Source organism: Clostridium sp. 1001283B150225_161107_B6 (genome assembly GCF_015556325.1).
Lineage (GTDB): Bacteria > Bacillota > Clostridia > Lachnospirales > Lachnospiraceae > Enterocloster.
The window spans coordinates 400,000-412,721 of record NZ_JADNMD010000001.1; the positions used below are offsets into that span (position 1 = coordinate 400,000).

General features: G+C 52.4%; 9 protein-coding genes. All 9 read right to left on the reverse strand.

Annotated elements, in window-relative coordinates; all coding sequences use genetic code 11:
* Positions 1-18 precede the first annotated feature (18 nt).
* The 9 genes from I2H39_RS01875 to rseP all read right to left on the reverse strand — a co-directional run bounded on the left by I2H39_RS01875 (position 19) and on the right by rseP (position 12,722).
* Positions 19-2,403 carry an HAD-IC family P-type ATPase gene (locus tag I2H39_RS01875; protein WP_195625674.1) on the reverse strand — a complete coding sequence of 795 codons (2,385 nt, stop codon included), beginning with the start codon at positions 2,401-2,403 and terminating at the stop codon, positions 19-21.
* A 152-nt stretch (positions 2,404-2,555) separates the two neighbouring features.
* On the reverse strand, positions 2,556-3,026 hold the full coding sequence (locus I2H39_RS01880; protein ID WP_195625675.1) for a hypothetical protein: 471 nt from the start codon (positions 3,024-3,026) through the stop codon (positions 2,556-2,558).
* A gap of 12 nt (positions 3,027-3,038) precedes the next feature.
* Complete coding sequence (locus I2H39_RS01885; RefSeq protein WP_243281769.1) at positions 3,039-3,365, reverse strand: hypothetical protein; 327 nt, start codon at positions 3,363-3,365, stop codon at positions 3,039-3,041.
* Positions 3,316-3,804 (reverse strand): hypothetical protein, encoded by a 489-nt coding sequence (locus tag I2H39_RS01890; protein WP_138310222.1) that lies wholly within the window; start codon positions 3,802-3,804, stop codon positions 3,316-3,318. The genes I2H39_RS01885 and I2H39_RS01890 overlap by 50 nt, the downstream gene beginning before the upstream one ends.
* A 2-nt stretch (positions 3,805-3,806) precedes the next feature.
* Complete coding sequence (locus I2H39_RS01895) at positions 3,807-4,007, reverse strand: helix-turn-helix transcriptional regulator (protein WP_138310223.1); 201 nt, start codon at positions 4,005-4,007, stop codon at positions 3,807-3,809.
* 332 nt (positions 4,008-4,339) lie between these two features.
* On the reverse strand, positions 4,340-5,713 hold the full coding sequence (locus tag I2H39_RS01900) for a sodium-dependent transporter (protein ID WP_138310224.1): 1,374 nt from the start codon (positions 5,711-5,713) through the stop codon (positions 4,340-4,342).
* 166 nt (positions 5,714-5,879) lie between these two features.
* Positions 5,880-10,553 (reverse strand): PolC-type DNA polymerase III, encoded by a 4,674-nt coding sequence (locus I2H39_RS01905; protein ID WP_195625676.1) that lies wholly within the window; start codon positions 10,551-10,553, stop codon positions 5,880-5,882.
* Between the two features lie 15 nt (positions 10,554-10,568).
* The gene (gene ispG, locus I2H39_RS01910; protein ID WP_195625677.1) at positions 10,569-11,639 is read right to left on the reverse strand and encodes a flavodoxin-dependent (E)-4-hydroxy-3-methylbut-2-enyl-diphosphate synthase; all 1,071 of its coding nucleotides are present in this window, start codon (positions 11,637-11,639) and stop codon (positions 10,569-10,571) included.
* A gap of 33 nt (positions 11,640-11,672) precedes the next feature.
* Positions 11,673-12,722 (reverse strand): RIP metalloprotease RseP, encoded by a 1,050-nt coding sequence (gene rseP, locus I2H39_RS01915; RefSeq protein ID WP_195625678.1) that lies wholly within the window; start codon positions 12,720-12,722, stop codon positions 11,673-11,675.

Genomic DNA, 12,722 nt, shown 5'->3' on the forward strand with positions numbered 1-12,722 from the left:
GGCATGTTAAGACATACCCTACAGCTTCAGATTCCTGAGCCTCAGGGCATTTCCCACCACGCACACCGAGCTTAAGGACATGGCAAATCCTCCCAGCATGGGGCTTAAAAGAGGACCGCCCAGCAGGTACAGCACACCGGCTGCCACCGGAATGCCCAATGAATTGTAGAAAAATGCCCAGAACAGGTTCTGCTTGATATTGCGGATGGTTGCCTTGCTCAGTTTAATTGCCCTGTAAACATCCATCAAATCCGACTTCATCAGCACCACATCCCCGGACTCCAGGGCGATATCGCTGCCGTTTCCAATGGCGCAGCCCACATCCGCCTGTACCAGCGCCGGCGCATCGTTGATGCCGTCACCTACCATCATAACTGTTTTTCCTTCATTCTGCAACCGGTTTACAACCTGGGCCTTGTCTTCCGGAAGCACCTCAGCCACCACCTGGTCCACATGGGCCAGCTTTCCGATGTACCGGGCTGTTCTCTCATTATCGCCTGTAACCATGTACACAGCCACGCCCAGGCTCTTTATCTTTTCCACTGCCTCCACGCTGGTTTCCTTGATGGTATCAGCCACGCACACAATGCCGGCCAGCCGTCCGTCAATCACCACATACATAGGGGTCTTTCCTGTATTGGCGTACTCTGAAGCTCTCTTTTCCGTATCCTGGGATACCGGCACATGCAGATGGTCCAGGAGACGCCGGTTGCCCACCGCCACCTTCCATCCCTTCCATGTTGTGATGATGCCTGCTCCGGTAATGCTCTCAAAGGCCTCGGGCATCACCAGGTCCATCTGCTTCTCCCTGGCCGCCTGTACAATGGCCTGGCCCAGGGGATGTTCCGACATCTGCTCACAGGAAGCCGTGATTCCTAAAAGATGTTCCTTGTTCTCATCGCCGGAGGTCTTTGCTTCCTTGGTGCTGTCCTTTGCGGCTATTCCCTCCTGGTTCTCATCCGCGGCAGGCGGCACAGAGCCGGGCACAGAGGAAGATTCCAGCTTCCACACCTGCTCCACCACAGCAGCGCTGATTACATTCACATCCGTCACCCTGGGTTTTCCCTCTGTAATGGTCCCTGTCTTATCCAGTATGACAGCGTCCACCTTATGGCAAATCTCCAGGGCCTCGCCGCTCTTAATCAGGATGCCGTGTCCGGCTCCGACCCCGGTTCCCACCATGATAGCCGTGGGAGTGGCAAGCCCCAGGGCACAGGGGCAGGCAATGACCAGGACCGCCACAAATATGGTCAGTACAAAGGAAAGCTCCTTTCCTCCAAAAATCCACCACAGCAGCGCTGCTGCCAGGGCGATTCCCATGACAGCGGGAACAAAATATCCGGCCACCTTATCCGCCAGTTTGGAAATAGGCGCTTTCTTGCCCTGGGCATCCTCAATCATTTTAATGATTTTTGACAGGGTGGTATCGCTTCCCACATGGGTCACTTCCACCTCCATGGCCCCGTTGTAGTTCATGCTTCCGCCAATCACACTGTCCCCTGTCTGTTTTTCCACCGGGATGCTCTCCCCGGTCAGCATGGACTCGTCCACGCTGCTGTTTCCCTGTACAAGTATACCATCCAGGGGTATACGGCTGCCTGGTTTAATCAGAATATGCTGCCCGACAGCCACTGTGGATGTCTCCACTTCCCGCTCCGTACCGTTCTCATAGAGAATGGCTGTGTCCGGCGCCAGCTCCATAAGCTTGCGGATGGCCTCGGAGGTCTTGCCCTTGCTGCGGCTCTCCATGAACTTGCCCAGCATTACCAGGGTAACTACAACGGCTGCTGATTCATAGTACAGCTGATGGGCCTTCATGTGGTCCCCCGGAATACCTATGGTCATCACAAGGCTGTAGATAAATGCGCTTCCCGTACCAATGGCCACCAGGGAATCCATGTTGGGATTGCCCTTAAGCAGGGAACGGATTCCCACCAGATAGAACCTGCGTCCGCAAATCAGGACCGGCACAGTCAGTATAAGCTGGGCCAGGGCAAAATTAAGCGGATTCTTATCCATCTCCATGAACGCGGGTAAGGGCAGGGTAAAAGGCAGCATATGTCCCATGGAGATGTAGAGCAGGGGCACTGCAAAGCAGACAGCGGTAATCACCCTGCGCTTTACGGCTGCCAGCTGTTCCTCCTGCTGCTGCCATTCCTCCTCTTCCTTTTGCTTGTTCTGTTCTTCCTCCACAATCAGGCTGGCAGAAAAACCTGCCTTGGATACCTTCTCGCAAATCATCTCAGGCGTTACCTGTCCTTCATCATAGGTAATCACCATGCGGTTGGTAGTCAGGTTCACATTACTGCTCTCCACGCCGGTTAACTTTCTCGTAACGCGCTCCACCGCGCTGCTGCATGCCGCACAGGACATTCCGTCTATGTGATATTGTTGCGTAGTCATATGTTTCACTCCTTCCTTATACCCCACCTGGGTATATTGCAATTATAGAGCACTAACTGCACATTGTCAATAGGTAGTATGCCCAGGAATGAAAATCTTTACTATTTTTGCTGATTCTTATTGATTTTCCAAAAAAAACAGGCAGATGCCTGTCATTTCTTGGGCGCCGTCACTGCCATGCAATACCTCGCCAGCGCATAGAGGGTGAGGAGAACTGCTATGATGGTTTCCGCAGCAACGGCATATGCCAAAGCTGGCGCCGGATGCCCCATATTGCCAAGACAGGCCATGGCCATCTTAAGGCCAATGGCTGTGATGACAAATGGAAATGTGAATGCTGCATAACTGGGATAAAATTTCATCTTCAGATATGCCGGTGTCTTTATTAGCACTGCAATGTATATGACTAAGGTTCCTGAAACACTGGCCATGATGGGATTCTTCACGTCCTCGGCAAACTGGCCGGGGTATAATATGTTTTTAGCCACAATCAGAAGCCCCAGAACCAGGGATACTGCCCCGCACAAAAGGCGGACTCCCTCGGAATAGGACTGGAGCAGATTTCCCAGGGCCGCCATGCCCAGCATGACGCCTGTGGCCGGAAGAGGTATTCTTTTTATCATCTGCGTACGCTCCTATTCGTCAATATTCGTAAGACCCTTTTCCCATATAATCATCTCAGCCACCTTGCCTGCCACCAGGCCCGTGAAGCGGATGCACTGTTCCTTATGCTCTCCTGCGCCCATATCAAATTCCTTTGTGAGAATACGGCAGCACAGCGCATAATTGCTGCGGATGGTACAGACAACTGCTTCCGAACAGAAGAAGCCTCCCCGGAATAAATCCTCTGCGTCCTGTGTCCCATTGTTTTTAATAATACAAAACCAGATGCAATAGAGAAAAACAATGCCCTTACATGGCCTTCTCCAAAAGCCGTCTGAACACCAATAACAGTACTGCAAACAGTGCAGCCACAAATATCAGCGTCTTTGCAACTGTCATACTGATAAACCCGCTTACCAGGACGCCTATATAGAGCATGAACATCATGGTATATCCTGTGTAGGCCCAGCACCGCAGACCCAGCATACGGTTCCTCTCATCCGTCTCATATATCCTGCGTTTTTCTTTAAGCTCCGGGTTTCTCAGATACTGCAGGTTGCGGATAATGGATGCCGTACCGGCTGCAGCCAGGCCAAAGCCGGTCCCGCCGTAAAATCCCGGCATGAATTCCCGGTATCCCTGCTCCAGATACATCACCATGGCACGGTTCCTGACTGCAAAGGACAGCCCTATGGCCGCTGCGCCCAACAGGATAAAGCATATCCCAAATACAATCCTGTTCCTGCATCTCTTCTCAAAATCAATGGGATTTTCAATAAATAACTGGTTCAGCCACATATTCACTCCTCCTCTTCAAATAAAAATATATCCTCAATGCTTTTTCCGAAAAATCTTGAAATCTTAAAAGCCAGCTGCAGGGAAGCATTATACTTCCCGTTCTCAAGGGATATTATGGTCTGCCTGGTCACTCCCAGGGCAGATGCCAGTTCCTCCTGGGTGACCTTGTTCTGTTTTCTCAGTTCCTGTATCCTGGTCTTCAATCACACCACCCTTTCCTCTTTGTATTTTTACATAGGATTCCTTTCCGGTTTTGTATTGTCTGCTCCGGCCTTTTAATATTGCCTGCTGGGTTTTTGTATAGCCTGTTTCCCTTTCCGTGCAGCCGGCCGCATATCAAAAGTATGGTTTCCTTTACATTTTTAGTATAGTATACTTTACATCAAATGTCAAGCTGATTTTACATTTCGTTTCCTGTCCGGCTAAAATTCCACCGCACAAAAACAGCCCCCGGGGATTCCATTTACAGCGAATCCCCAGGGGCAGCCCTGCGCATCAATTCCGATTTTATCTGTTTATCCGTTAAAAATCACACCTAATTCCCCATAAACTTGGAAGCATATCCCTGTATAAATATGCCGAGCACAATCAATGGAAGGATATAGCTCACATAAACCCTGGCCCATGCAGGAAAAGGAATGCCCTCCCCTTCATTGGCCTCTGCCATGAATTTCTTAAAGCCCCACCCGTAACGGCTGGTGCAGAACAGCAGATAAAGCATGCTGCCGATGGGCAGCAGGTTGTTGCTGAGGATAAAATCCTCCAAATCCAGAACCGTGCTTCCCTCCCCCAGGGGAGCAAAGCCGCTCCACAGGTTAAAGCCCAGCACACACGGAACAGACAGGATAATGACGGCTGCTATGTTGCAGAGAACCGCCTTCTTAATGGTGCACCCCGTCAAATCCGTTGCAAAGGAAATGATGTTCTGGAACACTGCAATGATGGTGGAAAAGGCAGCAAAGGACATGAACAGGAAAAACAGCGTTCCCCAGATTCTGCCGCCTGCCATGTGGTTAAATACATTGGGCAGGGTAATGAAAATCAGGGACGGCCCTGCTTTGGACTCAATGTTATAGGCAAAGCAGGCCGGAAATATGATAAGTCCCGCCATGAAGGCCACCAGGGTGTCCAGCAGGGTGACGCTGATAGCTTCCCCTGTCAGAGTCCTCTCCTTGCCGATATAGCTGCCGAAGATGGCCAGCGCTCCGATACCGATGCTCAGCGTAAAAAAGGATTGTCCCAACGCGGCAAACACGGCTTCTCCGATGCCCGCCTCCACCATCTTGCCAAAATCAGGCTTCAGGTAAAACTCCAGTCCGGGACCTCCTCCCGGCAGAACCATGGAGTGAATGGCCAGAACCACCAGAAGCACCAGCAGACACACCATCATGACCTTTGTAATGCGCTCCACGCCCTTCTGAAGGCCCATGGCGCAGACCCCAAAGCACATGAGGACAACCACCACCATGAAACCGCCCATGAGTCCTGGATTGGCCAGCATGTTTCCGAATTCACCGGCCACTGCCTCTGAATCCATACCGCCGAAGTCCCCCTTAAGGGTCTTGAAGAAATAGAGCATCATCCATCCGCCCACCGTGGTGTAGAACATCATAAGGATGTAGTTGCCTGCCATGGCAATATACTTGGTCAGATGCCACTTGCTGCCCTCCGGCTCCAACAGGTCAAAGGACAGGGCTGCGCTCTTGCGGCTGGCCCTTCCAACTGCAAATTCCATGACTACGATGGGAAGTCCCAGTATCAGCAGGAATACCAGGTATACCAGCACAAAAGCGGCCCCTCCGTATTCGCCTACAATATAAGGGAACCGCCACACATTGCCCAGACCAATGGCGCATCCTGCGCTTATAAGGATGAAGCCCAGCCTGGACGAGAACTTTTCGCGTTCCATCTATATATCCCCCGTTTCGTAATATGACATGAGTTACCGGACTGTTTCGGACAGCCGGACTCAATAAAAGAGCCCTTAATCCTAAGGACTCTTTCATATACTACCATAATATTACACAAATATCAACCTGTCTCTGTCCTTTGTCATAGGGAACGCCGGAGGCTGCCTATAAATCAAACAGGGATAACTGATTGGATTTTGGAAGGTCCTTCAGCAGTCCCAGGTCCGACATCAGGGAACAGAGGGTGCCGTTTACCTTGGAACGGTTGCTGAAATCCTCGATGGACAGGAAGGCGCCGTCCTTGACCGCGTCCACCACAGCCTCCGCCGCCTTCTCACCCAGTCCGTCAATACTGCTGAGGGAAGGCATCAGCTTGCCGTCTATGATTTGGAAATGCCTTGCCTTTGCCCGGTAAATATCAATGGGCGTAAATTCAAAGCCTCTGGCATACATTTCCTGGACAATACGCATGTCCCTCAGGGTATCCTGCTCCTTCTTGGACAGGGTGTCCGCCCTCTTCTTATAATCCGCCAGATAGTATTCCAGCTTATCCCTTCCCTGGCACATGATTTCATAGGAAAATGCGCTGGCGCGGATACTGAAGAACGCAGCGTAATAAGCCAGGGGATAGAATATTTTACAGTAAGCAATACGCCACGCCATCATAACGTAGGCAGCCGCATGGGCTTTGGGGAACATGTACTTGATTTTCTTACAGGACCAGATATACCAGTCCGGAACCCCGTGGGCCTTCATCTCCTCCTCCCACTCCGGCTTTAATCCCTTTCCCTTTCGCACGCTCTCCATGATGGTAAAGGAAAGTCCCTGCTCCAGGCCCTGGGCAATCAGGTAGACCATGATGTCATCCCGGGTACAGATGGCTGTCTGAATGGTGGCCTTTCCCTCCTGAATCAGGGTCTGGGCATTGCCCAGCCACACATCCGTACCATGGGCCAGACCGGCGATACGCACCAGGTCGGAAAAGTACTTGGGCTTAGTGTCAAGAAGCATCTGCATGGCAAAATCCGTACCGAACTCAGGTACGCCCAGGGCGCCCAGAGGACAGCCCCCGATATCGTCCGGCATGATTCCCAGGGCAGATGTGTCCTGGAACAGGCTCATAACCTCCCGGCTGTCCAGGGGAATATCCTTTACAGGGTCAATGCCAATCAGGTCCTGCAGCATACGAATCATGGTAGGGTCATCGTGTCCCAGTATGTCCAGCTTCAGCAGGTTGTGGTCAATGGAATGGTAATCAAAATGGGTGGTGACCGTGGAGGTGGTCATATCGTTGGCAGGGTGCTGTACCGGGGTAAAGGAATAGATTTCCTCCCCCAGCGGAAGCACGATGATGCCTCCCGGGTGCTGTCCCGTGGTTCTCCGCACCCCCACACAGCCCTGCACAATACGGTTAATCTCACAGTTACGCTTCCTGGTTCCCCTTTCCTCATAATATTTCTTTACATAGCCAAAGGCTGTCTTATCCGCCAGGGTGCCAATGGTTCCCGCACGGAAGGTCTGGCCCTTTCCAAAGATAACCTCCGTATAGTCGTGGGCCTTACTCTGGTACTCGCCTGAAAAGTTAAGGTCGATATCAGGCTCCTTGTCTCCTTTAAAGCCCAGGAAGGTCTCAAACGGAATGTCAAACCCGTCCTTTTCCAGAGGTGTTTTGCACACAGGGCATTCCTTATCCGGCATATCGCATCCGGCCATACCGGAGAACTGCTTCACTTCTTCGGAATCAAAGTCATAGTAACGGCACTTGGGGCAGTGGTAATGGGGGCTCAGCGGATTTACCTCCGTGATACCGGACATAGTGGCCACAAAGGAGGAGCCTACGGAGCCACGGGATCCCACCAGATATCCGTCCTCATTGGACTTCCACACCAGCTTCTGTGCAATGATATACATAACCGCAAATCCGTTGGTGATGATGGAATGAAGCTCCCGCTCCAGCCGGTCCACAACGATTTTAGGCAGGTCCTCCCCGTACATCTCATGGGCCCTGTCATAACATATCTTGGTCAGCGTCTTGTCGGAATCCTCGATAACAGGCGGACACTTGTCCGGCCGCACCGGTGCAATCCGCTCGCACATATCCGCAATCTTCCTGGTGTTGGTAACTACCACCTCATGGGCCTTATCCGGCCCCAGATAGGAAAATTCCTCCAGCATCTCCTCTGTTGTCCTGAGATACAGGGGGGCCTGGTCATCCGAATCCTTAAATCCCTGGCCGGCCATAATGATTCTGCGGTATACCTCGTCCTGGGGGTCCAGGAAATGAACGTCGCAGGTGGCGCAGACCAGCTTGTTAAACTGCATTCCCAGTTCCACTATCTTTTTATTGATATCTATCAAATCCTCCTGGGTTTTCACCGTGCTCTTCTCGTCCCGGAGCATGAATGCATTGTTTCCCAGAGGCTGGATTTCCAGGTAATCATAGAAATTCACAAGCCGGGCAATCTCTGTGTCCGGTGCGCCGCGAAGCAGGGCCTGGTACAATTCCCCGGCCTCACAGGCTGAACCGATAATCAGTCCCTCCCTGTACTTCTCCAGCAGACTCTTGGGAATCCTGGGCCTTCTGGCATAGTATTCCAGATGGGACCAGCTCACCAGACGGTACATGTTCACACGCCCGATGTCATTTTTAGCCAGAATGATAACATGGTGGGTAGGGAGCTTGCGTATGGTATCCGTGTCCATGGTGCTGAGGGCATTGAGCTGGTTTAAGTCATTTACATCCCGGTCCCGCAGCATCTTCACAAAGGCGGCGAATATTTCCGCTGTGGCGCCTGCATCATCCACCGCCCTGTGATGGTTCTGCAGGGAAATGTTCAGGGCCTTGGCAACCGTGTCCAGCTTAAAACGGTTCAGGTTGGGCAGAAGAAGCCTGGCAATGGCAACCGTATCCAGCACCGTGGGATTGAAAGGAAGCTCCAGTTCCTCCGCAAAATGGTCTATGAATCCCACATCAAAGCTTGCATTGTGGGCTACAAGGACTGCATCCCCCACAAATTCCAGAAATTGCGGCAGAACCACATCAATTTTTGGGGATGGAAGCACCATGGAATCGTTGATGCCCGTCAGCTTCTCTATGTCGAAGGGAATGGGGACATCGGGATTCACAAAGGTGGAGAATTTATCCGTAATCCTGCCGTCCGTCACCTTCACGGCGCCAATCTCAATGATTTTATTCTTCTTGGGGCTGAAGCCGGTTGTCTCAATATCAAAGACCACAAAGGTATCCTCAAACCCCTGGCCCCTGGAATTCTCCACCAGCTGTTTGGTGTCGTCCACCAGGTACCCTTCCACCCCGTAGAGGATTTTAAAGGTATCCCCCTTGTCCAGGGCATGGTTGGCGTCCGGGAATGCCTGGACACAGCCATGGTCCGTAACGGCCACGGCAGGCATGCCCCACTGCCTGGCCCTTCCTATGATGCTCTTTACCTCGGACACGCCGTCCATGTCGCTCATCTTGGTATGGCAGTGCAGCTCCACCCGCTTCTCCAGGCTGGAATCCATGCGCTTGCTGGTAAAATCATCCGCCTTTTTAATCCCCACGATAGAGCCAAGGGTCAGCTCGCCGTCAAACTTATCAATGGTGGTAACGCCCTTTACCTTGATAAACATGCCCGGTTTGATGGCGGATTTCACCTCGTCAAATATCTCCGGGCGGATGAACATCTTCACTGTGATGGTATCCGTAAAATCCGACACATCAAAGGTAAGGATGAATTTGCCGCTTCGCAGCTCCCGGTTTTCACAGGTCAGCACCTTGCCTCTTAAGGTTACCTCGCCGATTTCCCCGTCAATCTTCTCAATCTCCATGGGCTCGTCCTCAAAATCCCGCCCATAGAGCACATCCGGGTTGTTGGAACGCTTGACGGAATATTTCTTATCATCGCCGAAACCATTGTCCTTATCCCTTCCCCAGCCTTTGCGCCCTTTGTTGAGCTGGGGCTTATCTCCCTTAAAGCCCTGCTTCTGGCCGCCGCCCTGGCCTGGCTGGCCTCCGTTTCCCGCATTGCCGGGCTGGGCAGCAGCGCCTGTCTGTCCCCCATTTTCTCCTGGTGCAGCTCCATCTCCCACGTCGCCGGAGGCAGCCTGGGCCATAAGCACATCCCATGGAGCGCCCTCCGGTCCCTGGCCCGCATCCAGATAGGAATCCTGACCGGACTTGCCGTCCTTTCCCGCCAGCAGCTCCTGGCCTTCCAGTCCCTGGGCGGAAAAGGAGGCGTCCATTGCTTCCAGCTCTTCCTTGTGGTTCTGCCAGTATATGGCCTGGGCCTCCCGCTCCATCTTAAGCTCAATCTGTCTCCTGCGGTCGCTGCCCTGAGGCTCCACATAAGCAAAGCGCACCTCCACAGGCAGCCCGCAGCGCTCCGCAAAGACCTTTTCCAGGACACGCTTCAGTTCCCCTGTCCTGTCCCGGTTCACCATGGTATCCTCCACAGTCAGAACCATGATATCCTCTTTTTCAAAGGTAATCTGAGCCTTGCGGAACATGGTATATTCGATGATGCTGTAATTTTTAAGTTCCAGAAGCAGGCTGTCCTTATACACATCCAACAGCTTCTTTGGCGTGTACTGGTCTGACAGCCTGTATTTTTCCTGAATCTTGATAGCCACCTGCTTGTCCGGGAACAGCTGGTCCCGTATGCCCTTTTCCAGGTCGTATATGTTCTGTTTATGTATCAGTCTTGCGCTCTTCAGATAAATGCGGATAGAGCTTCTATCCCTGGTGGTGGTCACCTTCTCCACCTGGGCCAGGCCTAAAAGCTCCTTTAATGATTCCGCTATATTGAGGGTTGGAAATACTTCCAGAAAATTCTTTGCCATATATCCGTCTTCCTTCTATACATCACGTTCCCGGCTCATGGATTGCAGTTCTTCCCGCAGCACTGCCAGAAGCTCAGACTCAGGCACCTTGCGTATGATTTCGCCCCTGCGTATCAGCAGGCCCTCTCCCACACCGCCTGCAATGCCTATATCCGCCTCCCTGGCCTCGCCCGGCCCGTTGACAACACAACCCATGACAGCCACCTTTACATTCAAGCTGTCAAACTCTGTCACCATGTTTTCCACCTGGTTTGCCAGACCAATCAGGTCAATCCGCGTGCGGCCGCAGGTGGGACAGGACACCACCTCAATGCCGCCTTTTCTCAGTCCCAGGGTGCGCAGAATCAGCTTGGCGCTCTTTATCTCCTCCACCGGGTCCCCTGTCAGAGATACACGGATGGTATCCCCGATACCCTCATGAAGAATGATGCCAAGTCCCACAGAGGACTTGATATTGCCGGACATCAGAGTGCCGGACTCCGTGATTCCCACATGGAGGGGGTAATGGGTCTGCATGGCAATGAGCTCATGGGCCTTTACGCACATAAGCACATCTGAGGACTTGATGCTGATAACCAGATTGTCATATCCCATGTCCTCAATAAGCCTCACCTTGTCCAGGGCGCTCTCCACAATGCCTTCTGCCGTAACTCCCCCGTATTTTTCCAGAAGCGGTTTTTCCAGGGAGCCGCTGTTGACGCCCACCCGTATGGGCACCCCGTATTCCCTTGCCCGGTCCACCACTGCCTGCACCTTGTGACAGTCGCCGATGTTGCCGGGATTGATGCGGATTTTATCGGCTCCGTTCTCCATGGCGGCAATGGCCAGACGGTAATCAAAGTGGATGTCCGCCACCAGCGGAATACGGATTTCCCTCTTGATGTCAGACAGGGCAGCCGCTGCTTCCATGGTGGGAACCGCCACGCGTATGATGTCGCAGCCGGCCTGCTCCAGCCTGTGAATCTGCTCCACCGTGGCCCTTACATCCTCTGTCTTTGTATTGCACATGGACTGAATCAGGACAGGGTTTCCCCCGCCGATGACCCGGTCCCCAATCTTAATCACTTTTGTATCTTTCCTGGTCATATATACCCTCTTTTCTGATATGGAACAATGTCTTTAAAATAATTTCCGGACATCGTTAAACATGATAAGCACCATAAGGGCCAGAAGGACCATCATTCCCGCCATGTGGACCATGCCCTCCTTTTCCTTGTCTATGGGCTTTCCCCTTACGGCCTCAATGATGAGGAACACAAGGCGTCCCCCGTCCAGGGCCGGAATAGGCAGCAGGTTCATGACACCCAGGTTGGCGCTTAAGAGTATGGTAAAGTTAATCAGCATGAGCACCACAGCCGACAGCCCATAGGGCGCGGTCTCATCCACCGTTGTGTCAATGGCGTTCACGATTCCCACGGGACCGCTGATGTCATTGACCGATACCATGCCGTGGAACATCATATAAAAGGTGTCGAACACATAGTGTATCCAGTACTGGACTTCGTAGGCGCTGTGCACCAGAAGCTGCCCTAAGTTCTCCACTGTATTGGGAACCGGGTCAAACTGGACACCCATCATATACTGGTTGTTCTCCGCTGAAAAAACAGGCGCCAGCTCTGTGCTGAAGCGCTCCGTCCCTCCGTTCTCCCCTGTCCTTTCCCAGGAAACCTTAAGGGATTTCCGGGGATGGGTAAAGAGATACCAGTTGATGTCCCTGTAAGAATGGACATTTCTCCCGTTAATGGATTTAATCACATCTCCGGCCTCCATACCGGCTGCCTGGGCCGGATATCCGTCCACTACGCCTGCCAGGCGGGTGGTGTCAAATCCAGTGATGCCGATGAGCACCATGGAAAGGCCGAAAGCCAGGATAAAATTAAACACAGGCCCGGCTGCCACCACGGAAATCCTGGCCCATACGGACTTGTTATTAAACGCACTTTCGTCTGTTACCCCCTCGTCTTCCCCCAGCATCATGCAGGAGCCGCCAAACGGCAGTATCTTAAAGGAATACCGGGTGCCGCCTTTTTCAAAGCTGAACAGCCTTGGCCCCATGCCAAGGGAAAATTCAATGACCCCTATCCCATTTAACTTTGCAAACAAAAAATGGCCGAATTCGTGAATCATGATAATGATTCCCAGCATCAGCATCGCAATAATCAAGCTCAT